Genomic DNA, 25,613 nt, shown 5'->3' on the forward strand with positions numbered 1-25,613 from the left:
GATATGATCACCGCTGATCTGACCGTCATCCTGCCTGAAATCCTACTGGCTGTCTTTGCCATGCTTGGATTGTTGGGCGCGGTATACACATCCAAGGACGGCCTTGCGTCAACGTTGCTTTGGGCGACTGCGGCGGTGTTTTTGGTCATGGCCGCATGGATTGGATTTACCGGCGAGGGCACGAACGTCGTCTTTAACGGTATGTTTGTAGACGACGCGTTTTCGCGCTTTGCCAAGGTCGTGATCCTTGTATCTGCTGCCGCCGTTCTGTTGATGAGCGAAGGTTACATGTCATCGCGCGGCATACTGCGCTTTGAGTATCCAATGCTGGTTGTTCTGGCCGTTGTGGGCATGATGATGATGGTGTCTGCGGGTGATTTGATGTCGCTTTACATGGGCCTCGAATTGCAATCGCTGGCTTTGTATGTCGTTGCATCCTTGCGCCGCGATTCAATCAAGTCGACCGAAGCGGGCCTGAAGTATTTTGTTCTGGGCGCGCTGTCGTCTGGTTTGCTGCTTTATGGCGCATCGTTGATCTATGGTTATGCGGGCACAACGTTGTTCTCGGGCATCATCACGGTTGCGCAAGGCGAGGTGTCGTTGGGCCTGTTGTTCGGCCTTGTGTTCCTGATGGCTGGCTTTGCATTCAAGGTCTCGGCAGTGCCGTTCCACATGTGGACGCCAGACGTCTACGAAGGTTCGCCCACACCAATCACCGCTTTCTTTGCCACAGCGCCCAAAGTCGCCGCGATGGCGCTATTTGCGCGCGTCATGCATGACGCCTTTGGTGGTGCCGTTGCGAGTTGGCAGCAGGTCATGGCCCTGCTTTCGGTGTTGTCGATGTTCCTAGGCGCGTTTGCTGCCATTGGCCAAACCAACATCAAGCGTCTGATGGCGTTTTCGTCGATCGCCCATATGGGCTATGCCCTTATGGGATTGGCGGCGGGCACCGTTTTGGGTGTGCAGGCGATGCTGGTTTACATGGCGATCTATGTGACGATGAATGTCGGTACTTTTGCCTTTGTTTTGATGATGGAAAAAGACGGCCAACCAGTGGTTAATATCGGCGCGCTCAATGGCTATGCCAAACGCGAGCCGTCGCGGGCATTGGCGATGCTAATCCTGCTGTTTTCGCTTGCTGGTGTTCCACCGATGCTGGGCTTTTTCGGCAAGTTGTACGTTCTGCGTGCTGCATACGAGGCGGATTTGATCTGGCTAGCGGTTGCTGGCGTGATCGCATCTGTGATTGGTGCCTATTACTACCTGCGCATCGTGTTCTTTATGTACTTTGGCGACGAGGCCGAAGAGGGCCTAGACGGCGGTAAGTCTAAAGTTCTTTGGGCGATGTTGATGGGATCGGCGGCTGTTATGATCTTTGGAATCGTCAACATGTTTGGTGTCGAAGGTGCTGCTGCGATGGCTGCCACGGCCTTGGTGAACTAAGGCGCGTTTGGCAAACCGACCCTCCGGGGGGAGTTTAATTGGCAAGATGAAAAGTGGATCGTGGCCAGACGGATACGGTCGGACTGTTCTTGACCGCGTGGATTCAACTTTGACTGAGGCGGCACGTCGTGTGCCTGGGTTGACGGGGCCGGAGTGGATTTTGGCTCACGTTCAGACAGCTGCGCGTGGGCGGCGTGGGCGTGCGTGGTCCATGCCCGAGGGCAACTTTGCTGCAACTTTGATATTACCGATTTCGGAACAATTGGGGCAGGCTGCGTTGCGGTCCTTTGTGGTGTCTTTGGCGCTTTATGAGGCTTTTGTTGCCACCACGGGGCGGGCTGAGGCCTTTGCCCTTAAGTGGCCCAATGATGTGTTGCTGCGCGAGGGCAAGGTTGCGGGTATTTTACTGGAGACGGTTGGCACGCATCATCTGGCAATTGGAATTGGGGTAAACCTAATCGCTGCTCCGGGCGCCGAGGCGGTTGAGCCGGGGGCGGTACGCCCGGTCGCTTTAGCAACTGAATTGGGCCAACGCATCGCGCCAGAAGATTTTTTGGATGTTCTGGCTGAAACGTATGCGCGTCTTGAAACGCAATTCGTCACCTATGGGTTTGCCCCGATCCGCACCGCTTGGTTGGCGCACGCCGCACGTTTGGGAGAACCCATCACTGCGCGTACCACTCGCGAAGTCTTTCACGGCACATTTGCGGATGTGGACGCCGATGGGCAACTTGTTCTAGAGACAGCGCAAGGCCGGGTCATCATTCCGGCGGGCGACGTCTATTTCTGAAAGGGGCTTTGTATGCTTCTGGCTATCGATTGTGGCAACACCAATACGGTTTTTTCCATTTGGGACGGAGAGGCGTTTATCGGTACGTGGCGCACGTCAACCGAATGGCAGCGCACGGCGGATCAGTATTATGTCTGGTTGTCGACGCTGATGAAGTTTCAGAACGTTGATGTCGAAATCACGGATGTCATCGTATCCTCGACCGTACCGCGCGTGGTGTTCAACTTGCGCGTATTTGCGGATCGCTATTTCAACACACGCCCCATTGTGGTGGGCAAATCGGATTGCCTGTTGCCTGTTGATGTGCGTGTGGATGCGGGCACGGCTGTCGGGCCGGATCGGTTGGTGAATACCGTGGCGGGGTATGATCTGTTTGGTGGCGATTTGATCATGGTGGATTTTGGCACCGCCACCACATTTGATGTCGTCGACAATGACGGCGCTTATATTGGTGGGGTGATCTCTCCGGGCGTGAACCTAAGCCTTGAGGCATTGCACAACGCCGCTGCCGCCTTGCCGCACGTCGATATTACCAAACCCCAAGCCGTGATCGGCACCAACACGATTGCGTGCATGCAGTCGGGCGTGTTTTGGGGTTACGTTGGCCTTGTCCGTGAGATATGTGCCCGAATTAAAGCGGAACGCGCCCGCGACATGCGCGTCATTTCAACCGGAGGGCTGGCACCGCTGTTTCAGCAGTCTGAGGCCCTTTTTGATCATTACATCGATGATTTGACGATGCATGGCCTGACAGTCATCCATCGCTACAACAAGGAAAATAACTGACTTATGAGCAGTGAACGTTTGATCTACCTGCCCCTTGGGGGGGCGGGCGAAATTGGCATGAATGCCTATGTGTATGGCTATGGGAAACCCGAACAGGAACGCCTGATCGTGGTCGACCTTGGCGTTACCTTTCCCGATATGGATGGCACGCCGGGCGTGGATTTAATCTTGCCCGACATCACGTGGTTGGCGCAGCGCAAAGACCGGATCGAGGGTATCTTTATCACCCACGCCCACGAAGACCACGTTGGCGCCGTGTCCCATAGCTATGAAGCCCTTGGTGCGCCGATCTATGCGCGCCCCTTTACGGCCAATATCGCGCGCCGCAAAATGGGCGAATATGGCTATCCCGAAGAAGCCGTGACCGTGTCTGCCGCGTGGCCTGATCAGGTCGAGGCGGGGCCTTTTAAGGTTGGCTTTTTGCCGATGTCCCATTCGATCCCGGAAAGTGCGGCATTGATCATCGACAGCCCGGCGGGCCGTGTGATCCATTCGGGTGACTTCAAACTGGATGAAACGCCGCTAGTCGGCGAAGCCTTTGATCCAAAGCTGTGGGCCGATGTGTCTAAGGACGGGGTGAAGGCGTTTGTTTGCGACAGCACCAACATCTTTTCGCCCAATCCCGGCCAATCAGAATCCACGGTCGGTCCTGAAATTGAAACGCTGATCCGTGGCCACAAAACCGGCATCGTGGTTGCGACCACCTTTGCGTCAAACGTGGCGCGCGTGAAAACGCTGGCAGAGGCGGGCGAACGGGCAGGGCGCTCGATTGTGTTGCTGGGGCGTGCGATGCGTCGCATGGTCGAGGCTGCGATTGAAACTGGCGTCCTCAAGGACTTTCCGCCGACGGTCAGCCCTGAGGATGCGCGCAATATCCCGCGTGAAAACCTGATGCTGCTGGTGACGGGATCACAGGGTGAACGCCGTGCAGCTTCGGCCCAACTGGCCAACGGGAAATATATGGGGCTTGAGCTGAAAGAGGGCGATCTGTTCCTGTTTTCCTCCAAAACCATTCCTGGCAATGAACGTGGCGTGATCCGCATCATGAATCAACTGTCGGAAAAAGGTGTGGACGTGGTCGATGAGTCCTCTGGCGGACACTATCATGTGTCAGGCCACGCCAACCGCCCTGATCTGGAACGCCTGCAAGACATTGTGAATCCGCAAATCGTTGTTCCGATGCACGGTGAACACCGTCACTTGCGCGAACATGTCAAATTGACCGAAGGCAAGGGCCGCAAAGGCGTGCTGGCCGTGAACGGGATGATGATCGACCTGTCGGGCAACGCGCCCAAAGTGGTTGAATACATCGAAACCGGGCGCACCTACCTTGATGGTTCTGTACAAATTGGCGCGCTGGATGGGGTCGTGCGCGATCGCATCCGCATGGCGCTGAACGGCCATGTGCTTGTGACGCTGATTTTGGACGACAACGACGAACCATTGGGCGAACCTTGGTGCGAAACCATGGGTCTTGCCGAAACAGGGCGCAGCAAAGCGGCCGTGGTCGAAGTGTTTGAGGCAGACCTAAGCCAATTCTTAGGACGTGCCGATGCCAAGACGCTGCGCGATGACAGCAAGCTCGAAGAGGCCCTGCGCCGCATTGTCCGCAAGACTGGACAGGACGAAGTTGGCAAGAAACCTGAAGTGACGGTTGTGATCAGCCGGATGCACTAATGCACAATTATTACGGTGATATCTTGTCGCGTATAAGCGACCCGGTTTTGTGGTTTGACGAACTTGCGGTGCCGCGTTTCGATCCGTTCGAACCGGGGCACGTGGCCAACATCTATGCATCTGAAGTCGCATTGGTGCGGATTGAGTGCCAAGGCTGCGGGCATCCGTTTGATGTGGCCTTCACCGCGCCACGGGCATCCGCGCCATTGCCATCGGTCGAACGCGAAGATAGGCGATACCCTTTGCTGCGGGACTATATCCGCGCCGCTCAGCTTCACTATGGTGATCCACCCAACATCGAATGTTGCATAGCTGGGGCTAGCATGAACAGTATTCCGCGCACAGTGCTGGAATACTGGGTGCGACCTTATATTTTAGGTGAGGGCTTGGGGTTGGCGTGGCCGCGCCGTGGTAATTTAAATACCTCAGATGTGGGGATAAGAACCGTTCTCAACCCGGATGCGATGAAGTTCCGGCGTGAACCGGATCTTCAGATCGATATCTCGCCGGACTAGGCGCGTTAACCTGCGCGTCGCTCTTCAAAGCTGAGTTGGATAAATGTTGGCGTGTGATCGCCAAGGCCGACCACTTTGTTGCCACCACGATCATCGCGTCCTGAGGATCGACTGCGGCTGGACGACGACCGGCTGCGGCTGGATGTTTTTTCCGGTGCCGGTGCCGGTGTCGGTGCCGCTTCAACAGGCGCCGTCGGGGCGTCCGTCTCTACTGGGGCAACACTTGGGGCCGCTGTTTCAGCCTTTGGTTTGCGCGGTGCGCGGGTGCGTTTGGGTTTTTCGGTCTTCGGTTCTGTGTTTTCTGGCGCAGCAGGGGCGGGCGCCACTGTTCCCAGCGGGTTCTCAATGCGCGGAATTTCCCGCTGGATCAGTTTTTCGATTGCTACGAAATTCTTTTCGTCGCGCACAGAACTGATCATGACCGCTTTACCGTCACGTCCCGCGCGGCCAGTGCGGCCAATGCGGTGTACATAGTCTTCGGCGTGGCTGGGCACATCAAAGTTGAACACGTGGCTGACTGAAGGAACATCCAAGCCGCGCGCCGCAACATCGGAAGCCACAAGAAAGCGCAATTCGCCGCCTCGGAAGCTTTCAAGCGTGCGTGTACGTTGGGATTGATCCAAGTCGCCATGAATTGGCGCCGCGTCATAGCCGTATTTTTTCAATGACTTAGCGACAATATCCACATCCGTCTTGCGGTTGCAAAAGATGATGGCGTTTGTACATTTTTCGCCCTCAGCGTCGATCAACAAGCGTAGCACTTTGCGCTTTTCCGTCGCCTCGCGGTCGCGCCGCGAGCCTTTGAACATGACCACGCCTTGCTCAATGTTCTCGGACGCCGTTGCTTGTCGCGCGACTTCGATGCGGGCTGGATTGGACAGGAACGTGTTGGTGATCCGCTCGATCTCGGGCGCCATCGTGGCTGAGAAAAACAGCGTTTGACGGGTAAAGGGCGTCAGTCCAAAGATGCGTTCGATATCGGGAATGAAACCCATATCCAGCATACGGTCAGCTTCGTCCACGACCATTACTTTGACGTCGTTCAAGATCAGTTTGCCACGCTCAAAATGGTCCAGCAAACGGCCGGGGGTGGCAATCAGAACGTCCACACCTTTGTCGATTGCGGTGTCCTGTTCTTTGAACGAAACGCCGCCAATCAGCAGCGCTTTGGACAGCTTCACATATTTGGCGTAGGTGTCAAAATTTTCCGCCACTTGGGCCGCCAATTCGCGCGTCGGGCACAGCACAAGTGAACGCGGCATGCGTGCGCGTGCGCGGCCTCGGGCCAATTGGGTGATCAAGGGTAGGGTAAAGCTGGCAGTTTTGCCGGTGCCCGTCTGGGCAATCCCAAGCACATCGCGCCCTTCTAAGGCGGCGGGAATCGCGCCTTCTTGGATGGGGGTCGGGCTTTCATAGCCCGCCTCGTCAATGGCTTTGAGGACCTTGGGATTTAGGTTTAGTTCAGAAAATTTTGTCATGTAAGTCCGTAAGTTGCGGACACTGACTTGGCCCGCGGCGTGTATAAATGTCGGCCCGCATGGCCCAAATGGAGGCCACAGGCCCCGACATGCTGCGTGTGCTTAACAAAGCCGGTGCGTGGCGTCAAACGCCAGCCCTCGGGAAGTGTCGCTTCAATGCCGCATCTAGATCCAGATCAATGACGCGCAACACGGCGTACGCATCAAGGCGGGCACGCATATCGGGGCTGTCGCCCACGGCTTCGTCATAGAATATGCGCAAACCAGCCTCGCCTTGGTCGGCCTGAAGCCAAAGGAACAGGTCGTGGAGCGACATGCCGCCCTGCGCGGGTTTGCTGGCGGCTTTCAATTCCGCCCGATAGGACCCTTTTTCAAGGCGGTACGCAAAAGCGGCGCGCCAATCGTCCCACGATTTTGCGTGGCAATGCGCCAGATCCACCTGCACCAACTCGACGGCGTCTTGCATGATTTCGCCCGCCTGAAACGCATTGTGGATTTGGATCGACATGTCCTTGAGGCCCGTGCGCACAAACAGCTTGCCCGCCAAGTGGCTTAGGAAACCGCCGCGCAGATGTTTGCCAAAGGTCGGATAGATCTGATCGACCAGCGCCCGTCGTTCCCCGTTTGGTGGAATGAACGCCTTGAACGCGTCTGAACTGCCCCCCAGCAGTTCCATCGGACGAACGCGCGCAGACGTTGCATTTGTTTTGCCCAGAACATCGGAGATCGGCACTTGAGGCACCAAGAATTCGTCGACATCCATGTGGATCAGCCAGTCGACTTCGACCCGGCGTTGATAGGCGTGGGTGGCGTTCATTGTCTGGCGCGCCTGATGCTTTGCCGGTCGTTTCCCCACCAGCTTTTTCCAGTGCGCGGTGTTGCAGGTTGTGACGCGAATTTTGGGATGTGCCTTGAGAAAACCAAACGCGGTTTCGTTTTCTTCATCCAAATACAAATAAAGCCGGTGCGCCCCCTGATCCAAATGATAGGCCGCAAAGCGCAAGATTTCAGGGGTAGGGGCAAGAATAGTCGCGGACAGGCCCCAAGTCGTCATGGCTTACTTCTCCAACGTGCCGAAATAATGCGCCACCTTGGCATCTAGATTCAACTCACGCGTGACAAGCATGCCATGCGCCGCAAGGAGGTCAAGCCGTTCAGGGCTGGCACCGCACATTTCGTTATGAAACGCACGTAACGCATCGGGATCAGGGTCATCCATAAGGGCAAGGATCAGGTGGCCCAGTGGGTTCATGCGGCCTTTGCGGTCGTGATAGCTGCCTTTTTCCAATCGATAGGCCAAGTGACGTTGAAAGGTTTCGAAATCCGGCGCATGGGCATGGCCCAATTCCAGCCCGTCGATCTGCGTGCCACCGCGCACGATCTGGTTTTTAAGCCGCAGGGCATGGATGCCTTGGCGGATGTCTTTTAGTCCCGTCCGCGCAAAAAGCTTGTGGCTTTGAGTGCTGATAAACCCACCGGGAACATATTCGCCGTAGGTCGGGTAAATTGCGCGCTTTTTGGTGCCATGGCAGGCGCGTTTGAAATGATGCGGGTCGCCGGCGCTGTCCATCATCTCGCACGGCGGGATTTCAACAAAGGGCGCATTGGGATCTGCGTTCGCCAGCACGTCGCGCAAGGGTGCGGGCGGCAAAAGGAATTCATCCACATCGATATGGGCCAGCCAATCCAATTTGCACATGCGATACACACGGCTGGCGTTGAAGACTTGTCGCATTTGATGGGTTTCGCGTGCACGTTTGGGTCGGTTGGCCCAATAGGCGTCATCACATTGAATAAACCGCACGTTTGGATGCGCCAAGCGGTCGGCAACGGCCGCGTCGGGTACGTCCAAATGAACATGCATGCGATCCGCACCCAGATCGAGGTGATAGGCGATGAAACGCGCGATCTGCGCGGTCGACCCTTTGACCGTCGAGACAATCCCCCAGCGCACGCGATCCGGGTTGGTTTCAACCGGTTGCGGCACGGGGATGATCAGATCGGTCATGGGGTCAGACCATCATTTCCTTGGTCGCGGTCAAAGCAACATCGGGATAGTCGCGCGCAACACGGTCGATATCCCATTGCAGACGCGTCAGGTAAACGATGTCGCCATCATGGTCGCGCGCGATATGCTGTTTGTTGGCATCTTCAAACTTTTCAACGGCTGGCTTTTCGCCGCTGACCCACCGGGCAGATGTGAACTGCGATGGCTCAAACCGCACGGGCAGGCCGTATTCCAGTTCAATCCGGCTGGCGAGCACTTCGAATTGCAACGCACCAACGACGCCCACGATGAACCCAGACCCGAACGCCGGTTTAAAGACCTTCGCCGCGCCTTCTTCGGCAAATTGCATCAGCGCCTTTTCGAGGTGCTTGGATTTCAGCGGATCGCCCGCGCGCACACCTTGCAACAATTCAGGCGCAAACGAGGGGATGCCAGAAACGCGCAGCGCTTCGCCTTCGGTCAGCGTGTCGCCAATGCGCAACTGCCCGTGGTTTGGGATGCCCATGATGTCGCCGGCCCATGCCTCTTCGGCCAATTCTCGATCCGAGGCGAGGAACATCACCGGATTGGTGATCGCCATTTGCTTTTTGGACCGAACATGGGTCAGTTTCATGCCGCGTTTGAAATGGCCCGATGCCATCCGCACAAAGGCTACGCGGTCCCGGTGTTTGGGGTCCATATTGGCTTGGACCTTAAACACAAAGCCGGACACCTTCTTTTCTTCGGGCAAAATCTGACGCGGGGTGGCGGTTTGGATTTGCGGTTGGGGGCCATAAGCGGCGATCCCTTCCATCAGTTCTTTGACGCCAAACGAATTGATGGCGGAGCCAAACCAGATCGGCGTCAATGAGCCCTCAAGCATGGCGTCGCGATCTAGTGGGGGCAGCAATTCACGTGCCATTTCAAGTTCTTCGCGCAGTTTGTTTAACTGATCCTCTGGCACGTATTCGGCCAGTTTCGGATCATCCAGCCCGTTGATTTCAATGCTTTCCGCAACCTTGTTCCGATCGGCACGGTCCATCAATTCAAGACGATCACGCAGAATGTCATAGCACCCCATAAAATCGCGCCCCACGCCGATGGGCCAGCTTGCAGGCGTCACATCAATTGCAAGGTTTTCTTGGATTTCATCAATAATTTCAAATGTATCGCGGCTTTCGCGATCCATTTTGTTACAAAAGGTCAGGATCGGAAGGTCGCGCATGCGGCAGACTTCAAACAACTTTTGCGTTTGGCTTTCCACACCTTTGGCCCCATCGATGACCATGATCGCGGCATCAACAGCCGTGAGAGTGCGATAGGTATCTTCGGAAAAATCTGAGTGGCCGGGTGTGTCCACCAAATTGAACCGGAACTCTTTGAAATCAAACGACATAGCCGATGCCGAGACCGAAATTCCGCGGTCTTTTTCCATCGCCATAAAGTCAGACCGGGTGCGTCGTGCTTCGCCCTTGGCGCGCACCTGTCCGGCCATTTGGATCGCCCCGCCAAACAGCAGGAACTTTTCCGTCAATGTCGTTTTACCGGCATCCGGGTGCGAAATGATCGCAAAAGTCCGGCGGCGGGCGATTTCAGGGGGCAGTTCTGGGCGATTATCTAACATGTCAGCCCTATATCTGCGCCGTTGGCGCGGGGCAAGCAACGCTTGAACAGTGCAGGTGCGTTCCCGACGGGTGGTACTGCCAAAAACTGACAGGAGCGCCTTTTAGGCAAGCCCTATCAAAAGCAAGGAGAGATAAAATGGACATGAACGCAATTTCCGCCACATTGGTCGAAGGCTGCCGCGCCGGAACCGCCCATGAAAACCTGACCAAGCTTTATGCCGTTGACGCGATTTCAGTTGAAGCTTCGGATAATGGGCAAGGACGCGAGGCGCAAGGGATCGACGCGATCAAAGGCAAACATGATTGGTGGGATGCGACTTTTGAATTTGTGAAAGGCGACATCTCTGACCCAATGCCAAACGGGGACGACCGCTTTGCCGTGATTTTTGACATCACGGTCAAGCACAAGGAAAGCGGCGAAGTCAGCGACATGAAAGAGGTCGCGCTGTACACAGTGGGCGACGGAAAGATCGTGCGCGAAGAGTTTTTCTATACCTCGTAAGCGATGAAATCGCCTTTTGATCGGTCAACACCATCTGACGCAGCACGTTCTGCGTCAGAAACCTATTGGGCAACCTACAACGAACCGCGATGGATAATCCTTGGTTAAAATGTGCTTGGTTGGCCCGGTAGACATCGTCCAAACCGGTTGTCTGGAAAGTGGTGGCGGGTTGCCTTCCTTGCTTCAGACATAGGCCCTTGTGGTAATGACTTATCGCCTTGACGCGCGGCGCAAGATTTCCGCCGCATCGGGGCGATCCAGCAAGGTTTCCGTCACATCTAAGTCTGACAGATCGGCGTGGTCATGTTCTTTTAGGGATGCGGTCACGTCGTCTGGCACGCCGGCTTTGCTGCGGGTGTCGATCAACATGGATTCCGCTGCGATCCCTTCGGCATAGATGATTTGATGGCTGTCAAACAGCAGTTCAAAATAGTCGACAAAACCGCCGTCTTGGATCGTCACAGTATCGTCGTTCAACAAATGACGCGCTTTGACCAACAGCTCAGAACGGCCTGCGCCCAATCGGTCTTGGCGTTGATAAATAAACAGGCGGTGATCGGGGGATACAATTAGATCGCGGTCATTATTCAGCGTGTTCGCACGAATGCGGATGGGGGCGAACTCACCGACAGCGCGCACAGTGGTCTGCCCGATCCAACGCACCTTTTGCGGCCCATCGTTGCGTGTCAGCACGCGGCTGCCGACTTCTAGGTCTTCGATCGGAACCTGGGCACCGGAGGCCAATGTTATGTGCGTGCCGCGTGTGAAACGGGCACAGGTGAGATCGGCGAATTTGGTCCGCACATCATCCTTGTTGGTGCCGACAAGCGCGTAGGGGGTGCGGATGGCAAGGGCCGCGAGGGGTAGAAGATAAATGTCGGCGATATCATCGGCTGGGTCCGTTTCGACCAAAACGATGGCATCCGTGATTTGCCCGTCCGGTGACATTAGGGTCAACGCGCAATCTAGGTGGATATCGGCACCCTCGACACCCAAATCGCTGTCTGTGGCCACCGTCAGATATGCAGCATCGGTGGCGTGCAACGTAAGGCGTTGCGGCGTGGCTGCGGGGCTTAGCATATAAACGTCGTCCAACATCAGATCGTCTTGAAACGACAAGGGATCCCCAAGGTTTGCGCCTTGGCAGACGGCGAACTCCGCCGCGCGAAATACGGGGAGACTTTGGGCGGGGCCTTTGGGTTTGGCGTCGGTCATAGGGATTCTGCTTCTTGGTTGAGCAACGAATAACTTATAATTGTGGCGCGCCTTGGTCAACGTTTCGGTCTTTTGCTGGCGCAAGCGTGATCGGAGCTATAGCAATGGCTTCAAAGGACAAAGGGGAAGAAAAATGGATTTGGGAATCGCGGGCAAACGGGCGGTCGTGTGTGCATCATCCAAGGGTTTGGGCCTGGGTTGTGCCGAAGCTTTGGCAGGGGCAGGGGTGCATCTTGTGATGAACGGACGCGGCGTTGAGGCGCTTGAGGCCTCAGCCGACGCCATTCGCGCGGCGCACGGTGTGGATGTGACCACTGTGGCGGCTGATGTCACAACGTCCAACGGGCAAGCTGCGTTGATCGAGGCTGCGGGTGACGCAGATATTTTGGTCAACAACGCGGGCGGCCCGCCTCCCGGCGTCTGGAGCGATTGGGATCGTGACGATTTTATCGCCGCCTTGGATGCCAACATGCTGACCCCGATTGCGCTGATCAAAGCGCTTGTGCCGGGAATGATGGTTCGGGGTTGGGGGCGAGTTGTGAACATCACCTCGCAATCGGTCAAAGCACCTATTGCGGTTCTGGGCCTGTCGAATGCGGCGCGCACCGGGTTAACGGGCTATGTAGCAGGCACTTCGCGGCAAGTCGCGGGATCAGGTGTCACGATCAACAACATTTTGCCCGGCATTCACGCCACGGATCGCGCTGACGCGTTGGATGGGGGCGTGGTTGCGGCCCAAGGAATCACATTGGAACAGGCCCGCGCCAACCGCGCGGCCACGATCCCGGCAGGACGCTATGGCACGCGCGCAGAATTTGGCGCGGCTTGTGCGTTTTTATGTTCGCAGCACGCAGGCTTTATTGTGGGGCAGAACTTACTTTTGGATGGTGGCGCCACCAACGCGACGATCTGATGGCCAAGGCTGCGCCTACGTTTTCCCTTAAAGATCAGCTGTTTAATTCCGATAGTTTAGGTGATTTAGCAGATGAATTCGCGGGCGCGGTTTCTGGATTTGACCGGGCGGCATTCCATGTTGCGGCATTGTCTGGAATTGGTGAACGGTCCTTGATGGAGTGTTTGGATTGGTTTGCGGACTGTCTGGAACCGTACCTTGCGCCGGATTTTCCAACGATGGCTGACCAACTGGAAACGGCGATGCCGACGCGGTTGGACCCAACGCTGCGCGACGATGACTTTGGCCGGTTTATTCATGCTGTGCCAGGCGTTCTTGCGGTGCGACATGGGTTAGAGGCACACAGTGCGCGCGCTTTGGATCTGCTTTACGCCGCCACACAGCGCTTTTCGATGGAGTTCTACATCCGTCCTTTCCTGAACCGTTGGCCGCAGGAGACATTGGCGCAACTGGCGCTTTGGGCGCGCGACGACAATTACCATGTCCGCAGGCTGGTCAGCGAAGGGACGCGGCCAAAATTACCCTGGGCGCGAAAAGTTGCGCTGACGTTGGATCAGACTTTGCCGTTGCTGGATATCTTGCAGGCGGACGGGACGCGGTTTGTGACGCGTTCGGTGGCCAATCACTTGAATGATGTGGCCAAAACGGACGCCGACGCCGTGTTGCAACGGCTGGCGCAGTGGGACGCAGATGAGCGCCAACGCGCGGCCGAGCGTGCATGGATGCAACGCCACGCGCTGCGCACCTTGGTCAAGCAAGGCCATTCAGGGGCGTTGTCGATGCTGGGCTATGCGGGGGATGTGCCGGTGGCGGCGTCGCTTTCTATTTCCACGCCTAAGGTGGCCATGGGCGAAGCGCTGGAATTTGAAGTTGTGCTGAGTGCGGCTTCAGACCTGCCGGTGCTTGTGGATTATCGGCTGCGGTTTGCCCGTCCGGGTGGGCGAACGGGGGAAAAGGTGTTCAAGCTGAAAGTTGGGAAAGTCACGGCTGGTAAACCTTTGTCGTTAACGAAAATCCATAAAATCAAGGCCAACGCCACCACATTTGAATGGCACCCGGGCACGCATGGGCTTGTGGTGCAGGTGAACGGAGTGGACCGGGCGGAGGCCACATTCGAGGTGGTCTAAGGTCGATGGACTGGTCTGTTTTGTGCTTGCACAAAATGCGCCCACCCACCGACCCTTTTTCGGCTTTTGCTTCACTGCTTTGTTGCGCGTCTGCGCCGGGTGCGCGCTGCCGGTTTGGTCTTACATGGTGGCGTTTGGCGCGGCCGTTTTGCGCGTACTGGCCAATTTTAGGCAGACTTGGCCTGTGTTCGCGGGTATTTTGCCTGAGGGGCATAAATACGAGCAATTGCTGGTGAATTGTGTGCTTATTCTGGTGGTTGGCTTTGCGGCAGTGCTTGCGGGGGCGCGTCGGGCCTGATACCTCCCGACTGTTTTAATCGGGAATGAGAACGCGTGACTGCACCTCGGCTAGAAATTCGCAATATGGTGCGCACCTATGGTGGACGGCGTGTGGTCGATGGCGTGTCGTTGTCGATCCAACCGGGGCAGGTGACCTGCCTTTTGGGGCCGTCGGGATGCGGTAAATCCACCACCTTGCGCATGATCGCAGGGGTCGAGATGCAGGATTCGGGCGAAATCTATGTGGATGGCGCTTTGATCTGCGATACCAAGTTCCGCGTCCCACCAGAGCGGCGCGCGATTGGTCTGATGTTTCAGGATTTCGCTTTGTTTCCGCATCTGAGTGTGGCTGGCAACGTCGCCTATGGGCTGTCCGGCACGCGTGAAGAAAAGCGCGCACGGGTCGAAGAAATGCTGGATCGCGTGCGCATGACGCGCTTTATCGACATGTTTCCCCACCAACTTTCTGGCGGCGAGCAACAGCGGATTGCTTTGGCGCGGGCTTTGGCGCCGCGTCCACGCATCATGTTGATGGATGAACCGTTTTCCGGCCTTGATAACCGTCTGCGTGATGGCATTCGGGATGAAACTTTGGCGATCCTCAAAGAAGAAGACACAGGCGTCTTGCTGGTCACGCACGAACCCGACGAAGCGATGCGCATGGCGGATGAGATTGCGTTGATGCGTGATGGGGTGATCGTGCAACGTGGCGCGCCTTACAACGTTTATACGCGACCAGTTGATCGGGCTTCGGTCGCTTTTTTCAGTGATGCCAATCGGTTGCGCGCCACTGTGGATGGGGCCTTGGCCATGACGCCCTTTGGTCGGTTTTTAGCCCCCGGCGTGGTTGATGGCACAGAGGTCGATATCGTGTTCCGCCCACAGCATGTTAAAATCGATTTTGACCGCGCAGGCGTTGGGCCGGGGCCGACGGCGACAGAAGGCACGGCAGCGCATGCGCATGTGGTGCGCGCGCGGTTCATGGGCAACGAAAGCCTTGTGGAATTCCGTCTGAGTGATGACGGTGCGTTGATCAAGGTGACGGTGCCGGGGGTGTTTTTGCCGCAGCCTGAGACGGTGATGTGGCTGCGCATCCGGCGCGACAAGTGTTTTGTATTCCCGACGGAGGAGACGTGATGGGACCGATGATTGTAGAGTTCGGGCTGGGCACGTCCCTGCGCCGTGGGGATTATACCCAAGCGGCGGAACGCGCGGTGCGCGCGGCCCTTTGGCGCAATTCGATCAATCTGGCGGAATACATGGGTGTCGCCAAAGAGGACATGACCATTGAGGTGCGCATTGGGTGCGCACGCCCCGACATGGTCGATGTGGATGTGTTGGCGGCAGTTTTTCCTTATGGATCAACTAGCTTTGTGGTGGAAAAGGGCGGGCTGGATGTTGTGCGCCCCGAAGGTGTCGGCAACCCCACTGTGATGGCGCAAGCGGCGCTGATTGTGTCGGTGTCGTCATGAGTGAGCAACGTTTGATTATCGAGATGGCCCAAGGGGTTGATCTGCATGGGCGCGACGACACCAAAGCGGCACGGCGCGCGGTCGAGCAGGCCTTGCAAGGGGCGTCTTTGCCGATCTTTGGCACGTTGGATGTGGCACGCGACACGATGCGCGTTGTGGTCCATATTGGTGTGCCGCGCCCCGATGCGGTGGACGTCGATGTGATCGCATCGCTTTTGCCCTATGGGACGGTTGAGGTGGTGGTTGAGGCCGGTGGGCTTGATGTGCCTGTTGCGGGGGATGTTGCTGTGATGGCCGTTGTAGCAATCGAAGTGTTTCTGCCCAAACGCTAGCCGCCGGGTGGCTCTGTTTGCTTGCGCAAAGGCGCCCACCCGCCGACCCACGCGCAGTTACAGATTTGCATTGTAGTCGCTAAGGCGTTTGCCGGGTTCGTCCACGAACATTTCTGGCAAAGCCTCGGCTGATTGGATGAGGTCAACGCGGAACCCTCTGAAACCTTGTTGCTTTTCGCACCAAGCGGTCAGCGTCCAAACACGCCCCCAATATTCCATATGAAGGGGGCGGATGGTGCGTGTCGTTATTCGATCCCCCTTGGAATGATATGTCAGGCGCAGTTTTTGCCGCGCGCGGATGGCGGCGCGCAGTGTCGACATTTGGGAAAACCCACGCACCGCGTCGGCAAAGGGGTAGGTGGCGAATTTCCACATCTCCGTTTCGGTCATGCTGCGTTCGGGTTGGGTTGCGTCGACTTTGTCCGCAAGGCTGAGCGCTGCGGATTTCAGATCGGGGTCGGCAACTTCGGACACGATGGCAATGCCAAGGTTCAGCGCTTCTAGCTCCTGCGGTGTTAACGTCAGCGGGGGCAGGGTGGTTGTATCGCCAATGCGGTAGCCAACGCCGCGCGCGCCCTGCACAGGAACGCCTGAGGCAACAAGCGTGTCCATATCGCGGTAAATTGTGCGTACAGAGACAGCATGCCTGCGCGCCAAATCTTCGGCGCGGTGCAAGTGACCATCGCGCAACGTGGTCAGAATTTGGAAAAGGCGGTCAGAGCGGGCCATGCTCCTGACATTAACATGTCAGTTTTGCTTGGGCTATTGAAAAATTGCACCATTTTTCACATGACTTGGCCTGTTTGATCCCATGTGTGCGCTGGCCGTTCCCAACGGCTGGTCGTAAAACGGTACCGAACACACGGCATGCGCCGTTGGATGGGAGATACACACATGTTGAACAATATTGGTTTACCGGGAATTCTGCTGATCGCAGTTGTGGTTTTGGTCCTGTTTGGACGCGGTAAAATTTCGGGTCTGATGGGCGAAGTCGGCAAAGGCATCACCAGCTTTAAAAAGGGCATCAACGAAGGCCAAAAAGAGCTGGAGGACGAAGCTGAAGCGGTTGAAGACGAAATCGTGGCCGAGGCCAAGGACGTCACGCCCGAGTCCGACAAAGACAAGGTCTAAGCGATGTTCGACCTCGGTTGGACCGAGATGCTGGTGGTTGGGGTTGTCGCGTTGATCGTGATTGGCCCCAAGGATTTGCCGGTCGTCTTTCGCAATGTGGGCCGCTGGATTGGTAAAGCCAAAGGCATGGCGCGCGAATTTAGCTCGGCTATGAATCAAGCAGCGGACGAATCCGGTGTGCGTGATTTGCAAAAGACCCTTAAGACGGCGACCAACCCGGTTGGTTCGGCGATGGACGGGGTCAAGGATGCCGCGCGCGATGTGACATCGTCCCTGAGTAACCTCGATAAAGACAGTGAAACGGGAAAAATGGCCGCCGAAAAGGCAGAGCGCGCTGAAAACGCTCGTAAAATTCAGGCCGCCACAGCCCGTGCCCAAGCTGAACGCAAAGCCAAAGAGGCCGCCGACGCGCTAAAGAAAGCCGAAGAACTGGAGGCCGCTGCGCCTCCGCCGAAAGAGAGTAAAGATGGCTGAAGCGCCTGATATGGATGACAGCACAGCGCCATTGATCGAACATTTGGCAGAGCTGCGCACGCGGTTGATCCGCTCTGCCATTGCGTTCCTGATCGGTATTATCCTGGCCTTTACGGTGGCCGAACCCATACTGCAATTTTTGCTGGAACCGATCGAGGCGACACTGCGTGAGTTGGGCGATCCGTCGCCGACGATGCAGTACACAAGCCCGCAGGAATATCTGTTTACGCTGTTTCGGATATCGATGGTGTTTGGTTTTGCGTTGTCATTCCCTGTTATCGGGTTTCAAATGTGGCGCTTTGTGGCGCCGGGGCTTTATAAACAGGAAAAGAACGCGTTTTTGCCGTTCTTGGTTGCCTCGCCATTGATGTTCCTTTTGGGCGCATCCTTTGCACATTTTGTCGTCACACCGTTGGCGATGGCGTTTTTCCTTGGCTTTGCTGACGTGCCATCAATCATCGCAGATTTGATGAGCACAGTTGTCGGCGCAGAGGCGGTCACAGGCGTAGAGGCCGTGGTGCCAGATACCGCTGACGGCATCCGCATTACCTTCTTTGGAAAGGTCAACGAAAGCCTTGATATCACACTGAAATTTATCATGGCCTTTGGTCTGTGTTTCCAATTGCCGGTGCTTTTGACCCTGATGGGCAAGGCTGGTTTGGTCAGTGCCGAAGGCCTTGGCAATGTGCGTAAATACGCCATGGTGGGCATCTTGGTGCTGGCCGCTTTGGTCACTCCGCCTGACGTCATCACCCAAGGTATCTTGTTTACCGTCGTCTATGGTCTGTACGAAATTTCGATTTTCCTTGTCCGTCATGTTGAGAAAAAGCGCGACGCAAAATTGCGTGCCGAAGGGTATTTCGATGAAGACGACGAAGATGATCAAGGCGATTTACCAGAGGAAGACCTGAAGTGATCGACGACCCGATGGACCGCATTGCGGCCGCACTTGAACGCATGTCGCCCGCCCCAATGGCCGCGCCAGACTTTGACGCCGCGCGCGCCTTTGTCTGGCAAACGGGGCCAGATCGTTTGGACCCGGTCGCGCATGTGTCGCGTGTATCGCTGGATTTGCTGATTGGGGTGGAACGGTCGCGTGATACGCTTCTGGCAAATACGCGCCAGTTTGCCAAAGGGTTGCCGGCCAACAATGCCCTGCTTTGGGGGGCACGCGGTATGGGGAAATCCAGTCTGGTCAAAGCGATACACGGCGCACTTGAAGCAGATCACCCCGGCCTAAAGATCGTGGAACTGCACCGCGAAGATTTGCCCAGCGTTGGCCGTTTGTTGGCCGTTTTGCGCGAAGCAAAGACAGCGCGTTTTATCCTTTATTGCGATGACCTCAGCTTTAGCCACGATGATCAGCACTATAAATCCCTAAAAGCGGTGCTTGATGGCGGAATCGAAGGGCGGCCGGACAATGTGATCTTGTATGCCACGTCGAACCGTCGCCATTTGATGCCGCGCGATATGATCGAAAACGAGCAGGGCAGTGGCATTAACCCCTCCGAAGCCGTCGAGGAAAAAGTGTCCTTGTCGGATCGCTTTGGGCTGTGGTTGGGTTTTCACGCGTGCGATCAAGATCAGTACTTGGCGATGATCCGGGGTTATTGTGCAGCGCACGGCATCGAAATTGATGACGATACGCTGTGGGCTGAAGCCATTGAATGGCAGGCGACACGCGGGTCCCGTTCAGGGCGTGTGGCCTGGCAGTATTTCTGTGATTTGGCAGGCCGCCGGGGCGTCGCGCTTTAGGCGGCCAGCAGGCGCGCCTCGTATCCGCGCAGGCAAGGGGCTGCCATCGGACCATATTCGGACAAGTCAGGAAACAGGCGCAGAATTTCATCACGCGCCGCTTCATTCACCGCGCCCATCGCCACTGCGCCGGGATACAGCGTTTCGCTCCATAAACCGTGGGCCTGCACCAGTTGATGGCTGTCCATAAGGACGTGGCAGTACGTAACGATACCGCCCGTTTTGCGGTAAACGCCGTCCATTCCAAGCAATTCTACAGCGCGGACCAGGACTTGATCCTCGCCAAACAGCAATTCGGCCCGCCAATCGTTAAGCAGGATGGCGTGTTGTGGCGACACGACCAGATCGGACGCGTTGCCAAGGGTGCCTGCAGTGATCACGATGGGGGCCAAGTCATCGTTGGCGGCAACCGTCGTCTGCCCAGCCCATTTCACAGACTGCGCGCCATTATGAGCGGTGGTGACGATGTCGTCTGGGGCAATATCTTCGATTTTGCGCGGACCATTGGGGGTTTCGATCAACGTGCCAGAGGTAAAGCATACGATTTGTGCGCCCAAATCAGCATGGGGGATGAAGGCGCCGTTGTCTGTAATTCCACCGGTGGTTAGATCCGTGTCTGCGGGCGGCAATCCATCTGGAAAAACAAGATAATAGCCGTCTTCGCCTGCGTCTTGCACGTCGTCGTCATTATTCAGATCGACATCAATGACCGCGATCCGCCAAGTAGTCGTGCCGTCGGTTACGGTAAACGTATAGTCCCAGATCAGTTGACGATCGGTGCCGTCAATGTCGGTGGTTTGAGGAAAAGCGCCGTCAAAGCGTTCTTGCGGCTGAATTGTCTCGTTCGAGGTGCTGTCGCCGTTGAATACCGTCGCGCCGTCGTTTTCATTGACGACAAAATAGGTGGAGTCGCCTGAATAGCTCCAAGTGCCGTTCGGCGCAAAATTATAGTCCGCCGTGGCGCCGTTAACCGTAGTTTGGCTGCCAAGTAAGGCAAAGGTGTATCCGTAGAAAATCGCCATGCTCTGAAATCAATCCATCTTGGTTCGATGCATTGTTTCTGATCGAGAAACATGGCGAGGGTTGGGCATTAAGGTCCCAATTGAGGCAGTTTTGTGGCGAATTGTCTAAAACATGTTCGCCTAAGTTGGATTGCGCGCGAGCGAGCCCGTGTGATTACTCAAAGAAGGGGGCAGGGTCGACGCTGTCAAAACCGTCACGTACTTCGAAATGGACAAAGGCCTGATCGGCATTTTCACGCAAACTTGCGATGGCTTGGCCGCGCGACACGCTGTCGCCCTTGGCCACTTTTACGTCCGCCACATTGGCATAGACGGTCAGCAAATTGTTGGGGTGACGTACGACAATGATTGGCACGCCTTCCGCACTTGCAGTGATGGCCGCAACTGTGCCAGAGGCCGCTGCATTGACGGGCGCGCCGGGGGCGGCTTTGATGTCGATGCCTTCGTTGCGCCCTTTTGAATAGGCGCGCACGATGCTGCCCTGAACGGGAATTGCCATGTCCGCCACCTTGGGTTTGGCGGTGGTTTGGCCCACGTCCGCCAAAGGTTTTTCCGGGATCGGTGCGGTCTCGGCGACAGATGTTGGGGTGGTGTCATTTTCAGGCAAAGGTTTGACCGCGCTTGGGGGTACAGGCGTGACTGTTCCATTGCCCGGGGCAGTGGTGTTTTGTGCTGCAACGCGTTCGGGGGCGGCGACACGGGCGATAGGGATCAACAGGAACTGACCTTCACGCACGGAAAAACTGGCGTCTAGGCCGTTCCATTCAGCCAGTGATTTGACCGGGACTTGATACAGACGCGCGATGGTAAAAGCGGTTTCGCCGCGTTCCACTTTGTGGCGCACGGGTTCTTGCTCGTTCGGGGCCAAAGGTGCGGTGGTGACGGGTGCGCTGGCCGGGGTCGGTTCGGCACGATCAATGGCTGACCCTGCAAGCGTGGTGACATCCACATTCGTCGGGGCCGCAACCGTGGGTGCCGTTGCCACAGTCGGTTCTGCCACGCGCCGGGGCAGGGCGATAATTTCGTTATGGCGCAGCGGGACATCTGCTTCGACGCCGTTAAAGCGGGCCAATTCGTCTGCGGGCAAACCCACACGGGTTGCCACATCATTAAGGGTGTCACCGCGCCGTGCCACCGCAACTTGATAGGTGGGATAAGAGATAACTCCGCGCGAGTCCGCCTCTGGGCGGTCGATGGTCGCATTGCGGGCTGCGGCGCGGGTGTTGAAACCACCCTCTGGGCCGCGCAGATCAAAATCCAGTGGTGTATCACACGCCGCAAGTGCGCCAAGGCACAGGGTTACGATCGTTAACCGACCATAGCGGTTGGGGAATGTTCGGGTCATCTGCGTCGTCCTCTGCCGGACCCCTCTGAGCGGGGGCGTTGCCGGTATCCAGTGCAGGCTGTGCCTGTCAGTGTTCCAAACCGTTTTACACCAAAGTTACTCTTTGCCCAAGCCCTCGAGCAAAGGAACAAAGCGGACATCGCGTAATTCGTCGTATTCCAGCCCGGATTCGGTCTTGTGCACCCGGATCAGGCTTTGCACGGCATCCGATTGGCCGACGGGCAGCACCATAATGCCCCCCACTTTGAGCTGGGCAAGCAAGGGGCCGGGGGGATCTTCGGCCGCGGCTGTGACCAGAATGCGGTCAAAGGGGGCTTGGTCAGGCAGGCCAAAAGACCCATCTGCGGTGATTGCGGTGATGGTATGCAGGTCAAGGTCGTCGAAAATCTGCCGGGCTTCGCGCACCAAGCGGCGATGGCGGTCAATCGTGTAAACGCGGCGTGCAAGTTTGGCGAGGATCGCGGCCTGATATCCCGATCCCGTGCCGATTTCGAGCACCTTGTCGCGTGGGCTGACATTAAGCGCTTGTGTCATCATCCCCACCACAGATGGTTGGCTGATCGTCTGTCCACAGGCGATGGGCAGGGGCATGTCCTCGTAAGCGCGTTCGGCGAAAAGCCCACGAATAAAGGGGCCGCGGTCGATATTCTCCATCGCTTCCAGCACGCGGGTATCCGTCACACCGCGCGATCGCAGGGCATAAAGAAACTGCATTTTGCGAGTGGCAATGTCGTCGTTCTCGCTCATGTGGCGATGGCCCCCAGCGTGTCCAGCATGTCATGGGCCGTGAAGTCGGCACGCATCGGCGTGACAGAAATATACCCATCCAGATTGACAGCGGCATCTGTGGCGGGGGCAGTTTGCACCTGTTGATCCCCGCCCTTGATCCACAGGAATTGACGGCCCGAGGGCGAGGTCGTCGCCTCGGTGTGAAACCTAAGACCGGGGCGCAACCCTTGGGGTACCACGTTGATGCCTTTGACGTCCGCAGCAGCGACCGGCGGGACATTTACGTTGTAAAACAATTGATAACCCGGCTGGTCTTTGGGTGTGTTGGCGACAATCCGCTCAATCACCTGTTTTCCATGGGTCAATGCGGCCTCAAACGGGTCATCAAGGTCGCGATTGCCGGGGCCAAAATACTGCGAAATGCCGATAGACAACACGCCTTGCAGTGCGCCTTCGATGGCGGCACCTAGCGTGCCGGAATACAGCGCGTTTTCAGCCGAGTTGTTGCCCCGGTTCACGCCGGACAAGATCAGGTCGGGTTTTTCATCCATGACCTGAAACAGACCCGCAAGCACGCAATCGGCGGGGCTGCCTTCGACGGCGACACGACGCGGCGCTAGGGTTTGGATCATGAAGGGACGTGCATAGCTGATGCAGTGGCCGACGCCGGATTGTTCGAACGCAGGGGCCACTGTCCAGACGTCTCCGTCTGGTCCGGCAAGGTCGCGCGCGATGTGTTCCAGCGTTTTCAGGCCGGGTGCTGCGATGCCGTCGTCATTGGTGATGAGAATGCGCATGTTTGGCCCCTTTGTTCCTTACTATGACCCGTTGTGCGCCGGGGCAACTGCGACAGCCGCCACTGTGCACTTTTTTGGGCCGCAGAAAGGCAGCGTTGCTTTGAGGCGACGCGCTACGCCTATAAATTGAGATCGACAATCAGGCGCGCGGCTTCGGTCATCGGATCGTTCAGGCCTGCGCGGTCTTCGCCGGGGTGAAAGCGGCCGCGCGTGGCAGTCGGCATCGGTTTTGGCGTGGCGATGTGCACATTTGGCCCGGTGCGCGCCGTTTCGGCCTGCCAGCTGCGCGCCAGTGCAATTTGTGCAGCCTTGGTCGCGCCGTAGCCGCCATAAAAAGGGGCACCAGCTTGTGGGTCGTCAAAGAACACGGCGGTGCCTTTTGTACCCAAAAGCGGGGCAAGATAGGTGATCAGCGTGGTTGTTGCCGTCACGTTTGCGGCCACTGATTTGGTCATGTCTTTTGCATCGATCATCGATGCTGGTGCCAGTGGTGCGGCGTGGATCGCGGTATGTGCCCACAGATCAAGGCTGCCCCAACGATCATGGATGCCACGGCACAGCGTTTGCATGGCTGCATCCACGGTGATGTCCATCGGCGCGAGGGTTGCGGCACCACCAACGGATTTGATCTGATCGTCCAATTCCTCAAGTGCGCCGGTGGTTTTCGCGACGGCGATGATATGATGGGTTGGGGCAAGGGCGCGGGCAAGGGCGGCACCCAAGCCACGCGAAGCACCAGTGATAAGAGCTGTTTTTGTCATGGGCCGGGTGTGCCTGTCGCAACCCTTTGCGTCAAGCGGCGACGCTGTTTTTGCACGGCCTTTAAGTGCGCAAATGGTCGCGATGTTTGCCAAAAAAGGTGTTTCGACTGCGGCACTTTGATAACTAAGGATCGCGAGGTGTTGTCGAACAAAAGTAACGCCGAAAATCTGGAAATGTTCGCTTTGGCCGTCGTTAAATTACTTTTATGGCGGACCTTGGTATCTCGCGGATCAAGTCTTGAGACGGTAATAGGTGAATGCGAGCTGGGCCAATTGGGCGATCGCGTCACCCGGCAGCGGGGCCTTTAGATCAAATGCCAACGCGCGACGCCCGTCGTTTTCGAATTTTCCGGGAAAGCGGGTCGACATCTGGCTGGCGAGGTCCGTTTTACAATCCACAAAGGCCATTAGCCGATCTGGTGTTTTGTCGGACCAATCCAGTCGCAAGGTCACTCCGGTCCGGGGTCGTCGGGGGCGCCATGCCGGTTGGCCCCATTTCAGGCTTTCGTCCAAAGGGCCAATTTGGGCTGTTTCGCTCACATCAAGAATGATCCCGCGCGCGGCCAAAAAATGACGTCGCGCAGGTTCAGGCCAGCGGGCAACAAGGTCGTGCAGGGCAGGGGCAAGTTGGTCCATAGGCCGTTATCGCGATGGTTGCTGACAAAAATCGTCAGGAACTAGTCTATTCCGCAGCCTTCATTTCAAATCCCTTTTGGATCTGATCCGATGGTTCAACCGGGTATTCGCCAGAAAAACACGCGTCGCAATATTGCGGGCTGGCAGGGTCGCGTCCCTTGCCTTCGCCCACGGCGCGGTACAGTCCATCAAGCGAGATGAACTTAAGGCTGTCGACGCCCAAATGTTCTGTCATCTCGCTCTCAGACATCGTGGCGGCCAGCAATTTTTCGCGTTGCGGCGTGTCTACGCCATAAAAACAGGGCCAAGCCGTTGGGGGCGATGCGATGCGAAAATGCACTTCGGCAGCGCCAGCATCTAGGATCATTTCTTTGATCTTGCGCGATGTGGTGCCGCGCACCACAGAATCGTCAACCAAAATCACCCGTTTGCCTTTGATCAACGCCCGGTTCACGTTCAGTTTCAGACGCACACCCATGTTACGGATGCTTTCCGTCGGCTCAATGAACGTGCGGCCCATATATTGGTTGCGGATGATACCCATCGCATAAGGAATGCCCGATTCCAGCGAATAACCGATGGCTGCAGGCGTGCCAGAATCCGGCACCGGACAGACCAAGTCAGCATCTACTGGCGCTTCTTTAGCCAGTTCGCGGCCGATGTTTTCGCGGGTTTCATAGACGCTTCGACCACCCAAAATACTGTCGGGGCGGCTGAAATAGACGTGTTCAAAGATGCAGAACCGCGCCTTTTTCTGGCGGAAAGGGCGGCGGCTTTCGATGCCTTTGTCGGTGATGACAACCATCTCGCCCGGTTCGATTT

General features: G+C 56.8%; 29 protein-coding genes. 16 read left to right on the forward strand and 13 right to left on the reverse strand.

Going from position 1 to position 25,613, the window contains the following annotated elements; all coding sequences use genetic code 11:
• The first annotated feature begins 3 nt into the window (after positions 1–3).
• Genes nuoN through ABJF76_RS12560 form a run of 5 tightly spaced genes read left to right on the forward strand, consistent with a single transcriptional unit; the run spans position 4 to position 5,211 of the window.
• The gene (gene nuoN / locus ABJF76_RS12540) at positions 4–1,443 is read left to right on the forward strand and encodes an NADH-quinone oxidoreductase subunit NuoN (protein WP_413821336.1); all 1,440 of its coding nucleotides are present in this window, start codon (positions 4–6) and stop codon (positions 1,441–1,443) included.
• Between the two features lie 46 nt (positions 1,444–1,489).
• Complete coding sequence (locus ABJF76_RS12545; protein WP_413821337.1) at positions 1,490–2,233, forward strand: biotin--[acetyl-CoA-carboxylase] ligase; 744 nt, start codon at positions 1,490–1,492, stop codon at positions 2,231–2,233.
• Between the two features lie 12 nt (positions 2,234–2,245).
• Complete coding sequence (locus tag ABJF76_RS12550) at positions 2,246–3,019, forward strand: type III pantothenate kinase (RefSeq protein ID WP_413821338.1); 774 nt, start codon at positions 2,246–2,248, stop codon at positions 3,017–3,019.
• A 3-nt stretch (positions 3,020–3,022) separates the two neighbouring features.
• Positions 3,023–4,696 carry a ribonuclease J gene (locus ABJF76_RS12555; RefSeq protein ID WP_413821339.1) on the forward strand — a complete coding sequence of 558 codons (1,674 nt, stop codon included), beginning with the start codon at positions 3,023–3,025 and terminating at the stop codon, positions 4,694–4,696.
• Complete coding sequence (locus ABJF76_RS12560) at positions 4,696–5,211, forward strand: hypothetical protein (RefSeq protein WP_413821340.1); 516 nt, start codon at positions 4,696–4,698, stop codon at positions 5,209–5,211. The genes ABJF76_RS12555 and ABJF76_RS12560 overlap by 1 nt, the downstream gene beginning before the upstream one ends.
• Positions 5,212–5,216: 5 nt before the next feature.
• Here the strand turns inward: ABJF76_RS12560 and ABJF76_RS12565 are convergent, their stop codons facing one another.
• The 4 genes from ABJF76_RS12565 to ABJF76_RS12580 form a co-directional block, all read right to left on the reverse strand.
• Complete coding sequence (locus tag ABJF76_RS12565; protein ID WP_413821341.1) at positions 5,217–6,689, reverse strand: DEAD/DEAH box helicase; 1,473 nt, start codon at positions 6,687–6,689, stop codon at positions 5,217–5,219.
• 124 nt (positions 6,690–6,813) lie between these two features.
• The gene (locus tag ABJF76_RS12570) at positions 6,814–7,743 is read right to left on the reverse strand and encodes a glycosyltransferase family 2 protein (protein WP_413821342.1); all 930 of its coding nucleotides are present in this window, start codon (positions 7,741–7,743) and stop codon (positions 6,814–6,816) included.
• Between the two features lie 3 nt (positions 7,744–7,746).
• On the reverse strand, positions 7,747–8,697 hold the full coding sequence (locus ABJF76_RS12575; RefSeq protein WP_413821343.1) for a glycosyltransferase family 2 protein: 951 nt from the start codon (positions 8,695–8,697) through the stop codon (positions 7,747–7,749).
• A gap of 4 nt (positions 8,698–8,701) precedes the next feature.
• Positions 8,702–10,300: a peptide chain release factor 3 gene (locus ABJF76_RS12580; protein ID WP_413821344.1), complete on the reverse strand. Its 1,599-nt coding sequence runs from the start codon at positions 10,298–10,300 to the stop codon at positions 8,702–8,704.
• 137 nt (positions 10,301–10,437) lie between these two features.
• Here ABJF76_RS12580 and ABJF76_RS12585 point away from each other — a divergent pair, with 137 nt between their 5' ends.
• Positions 10,438–10,803 carry a SnoaL-like domain-containing protein gene (locus ABJF76_RS12585; protein WP_413821345.1) on the forward strand — a complete coding sequence of 122 codons (366 nt, stop codon included), beginning with the start codon at positions 10,438–10,440 and terminating at the stop codon, positions 10,801–10,803.
• A 210-nt stretch (positions 10,804–11,013) separates the two neighbouring features.
• Here the strand turns inward: ABJF76_RS12585 and ABJF76_RS12590 are convergent, their stop codons facing one another.
• Positions 11,014–12,018: a Hint domain-containing protein gene (locus ABJF76_RS12590; RefSeq protein ID WP_413821346.1), complete on the reverse strand. Its 1,005-nt coding sequence runs from the start codon at positions 12,016–12,018 to the stop codon at positions 11,014–11,016.
• A gap of 133 nt (positions 12,019–12,151) precedes the next feature.
• Here ABJF76_RS12590 and ABJF76_RS12595 point away from each other — a divergent pair, with 133 nt between their 5' ends.
• The 6 genes from ABJF76_RS12595 to ABJF76_RS12620 all read left to right on the forward strand — a co-directional run bounded on the left by ABJF76_RS12595 (position 12,152) and on the right by ABJF76_RS12620 (position 16,141).
• The gene (locus ABJF76_RS12595; protein ID WP_413821347.1) at positions 12,152–12,931 is read left to right on the forward strand and encodes an SDR family oxidoreductase; all 780 of its coding nucleotides are present in this window, start codon (positions 12,152–12,154) and stop codon (positions 12,929–12,931) included.
• Positions 12,931–14,058, forward strand: coding sequence for a DNA alkylation repair protein (locus ABJF76_RS12600; RefSeq protein WP_413821348.1), 1,128 nt, complete (start codon positions 12,931–12,933; stop codon positions 14,056–14,058). The genes ABJF76_RS12595 and ABJF76_RS12600 overlap by 1 nt, the downstream gene beginning before the upstream one ends.
• A 124-nt stretch (positions 14,059–14,182) precedes the next feature.
• A complete protein-coding gene (locus ABJF76_RS12605; protein ID WP_413821349.1) occupies positions 14,183–14,356 on the forward strand; it encodes a hypothetical protein in 174 nt (57 codons plus the stop codon).
• A 65-nt stretch (positions 14,357–14,421) separates the two neighbouring features.
• Positions 14,422–15,474 carry an ABC transporter ATP-binding protein gene (locus tag ABJF76_RS12610; protein ID WP_413821594.1) on the forward strand — a complete coding sequence of 351 codons (1,053 nt, stop codon included), beginning with the start codon at positions 14,422–14,424 and terminating at the stop codon, positions 15,472–15,474.
• Positions 15,474–15,809, forward strand: coding sequence for a Lin0512 family protein (locus ABJF76_RS12615; protein WP_413821350.1), 336 nt, complete (start codon positions 15,474–15,476; stop codon positions 15,807–15,809). The genes ABJF76_RS12610 and ABJF76_RS12615 overlap by 1 nt, the downstream gene beginning before the upstream one ends.
• A complete protein-coding gene (locus ABJF76_RS12620) occupies positions 15,806–16,141 on the forward strand; it encodes a Lin0512 family protein (protein WP_413821351.1) in 336 nt (111 codons plus the stop codon). The genes ABJF76_RS12615 and ABJF76_RS12620 overlap by 4 nt, the downstream gene beginning before the upstream one ends.
• Positions 16,142–16,198: 57 nt before the next feature.
• Here the strand turns inward: ABJF76_RS12620 and ABJF76_RS12625 are convergent, their stop codons facing one another.
• Positions 16,199–16,870, reverse strand: coding sequence for a helix-turn-helix transcriptional regulator (locus ABJF76_RS12625; RefSeq protein WP_413821352.1), 672 nt, complete (start codon positions 16,868–16,870; stop codon positions 16,199–16,201).
• Between the two features lie 165 nt (positions 16,871–17,035).
• On the opposite strand from ABJF76_RS12625, the gene ABJF76_RS12630 reads away from it, so the two are divergent.
• Genes ABJF76_RS12630 through ABJF76_RS12645 form a run of 4 tightly spaced genes read left to right on the forward strand, consistent with a single transcriptional unit; the run spans position 17,036 to position 19,501 of the window.
• Positions 17,036–17,272, forward strand: coding sequence for a twin-arginine translocase TatA/TatE family subunit (locus tag ABJF76_RS12630; RefSeq protein WP_413821353.1), 237 nt, complete (start codon positions 17,036–17,038; stop codon positions 17,270–17,272).
• 3 nt (positions 17,273–17,275) lie between these two features.
• Positions 17,276–17,746 (forward strand): Sec-independent protein translocase protein TatB, encoded by a 471-nt coding sequence (gene tatB / locus ABJF76_RS12635; RefSeq protein ID WP_413821354.1) that lies wholly within the window; start codon positions 17,276–17,278, stop codon positions 17,744–17,746.
• Positions 17,739–18,662, forward strand: coding sequence for a twin-arginine translocase subunit TatC (gene tatC / locus ABJF76_RS12640; protein ID WP_413821355.1), 924 nt, complete (start codon positions 17,739–17,741; stop codon positions 18,660–18,662). Before tatB ends, tatC begins: the two co-directional genes overlap by 8 nt.
• Positions 18,659–19,501 (forward strand): ATP-binding protein, encoded by an 843-nt coding sequence (locus ABJF76_RS12645; RefSeq protein WP_413821356.1) that lies wholly within the window; start codon positions 18,659–18,661, stop codon positions 19,499–19,501. The genes tatC and ABJF76_RS12645 overlap by 4 nt, the downstream gene beginning before the upstream one ends.
• Here ABJF76_RS12645 and ABJF76_RS12650 read toward each other — a convergent pair.
• From ABJF76_RS12650 to ABJF76_RS12680, 7 genes are all read right to left on the reverse strand, one after another.
• A complete protein-coding gene (locus tag ABJF76_RS12650; protein WP_413821357.1) occupies positions 19,498–20,523 on the reverse strand; it encodes a Hint domain-containing protein in 1,026 nt (341 codons plus the stop codon). The two genes, ABJF76_RS12645 and ABJF76_RS12650, sit on opposite strands and share 4 nt — an antisense overlap.
• A gap of 154 nt (positions 20,524–20,677) precedes the next feature.
• Positions 20,678–21,868, reverse strand: coding sequence for a peptidoglycan DD-metalloendopeptidase family protein (locus ABJF76_RS12655; RefSeq protein ID WP_413821358.1), 1,191 nt, complete (start codon positions 21,866–21,868; stop codon positions 20,678–20,680).
• Between the two features lie 96 nt (positions 21,869–21,964).
• Positions 21,965–22,615 (reverse strand): protein-L-isoaspartate(D-aspartate) O-methyltransferase, encoded by a 651-nt coding sequence (locus ABJF76_RS12660; protein WP_413821359.1) that lies wholly within the window; start codon positions 22,613–22,615, stop codon positions 21,965–21,967.
• Positions 22,612–23,394, reverse strand: coding sequence for a 5'/3'-nucleotidase SurE (surE, locus tag ABJF76_RS12665; protein WP_413821360.1), 783 nt, complete (start codon positions 23,392–23,394; stop codon positions 22,612–22,614). Before surE ends, ABJF76_RS12660 begins: the two co-directional genes overlap by 4 nt.
• 119 nt (positions 23,395–23,513) lie before the next feature.
• Complete coding sequence (locus ABJF76_RS12670; protein ID WP_413821361.1) at positions 23,514–24,155, reverse strand: SDR family NAD(P)-dependent oxidoreductase; 642 nt, start codon at positions 24,153–24,155, stop codon at positions 23,514–23,516.
• 231 nt (positions 24,156–24,386) lie between these two features.
• Positions 24,387–24,791, reverse strand: coding sequence for a hypothetical protein (locus ABJF76_RS12675; protein ID WP_413821362.1), 405 nt, complete (start codon positions 24,789–24,791; stop codon positions 24,387–24,389).
• 46 nt (positions 24,792–24,837) lie between these two features.
• A partial coding sequence (locus tag ABJF76_RS12680; protein ID WP_413822584.1) for an amidophosphoribosyltransferase occupies positions 24,838–25,613 on the reverse strand: 776 nt, incomplete at its 5' end.

The organism is Tateyamaria sp., assembly GCF_039940735.1.
Classification (GTDB): Bacteria; Pseudomonadota; Alphaproteobacteria; order Rhodobacterales; family Rhodobacteraceae; genus Tateyamaria.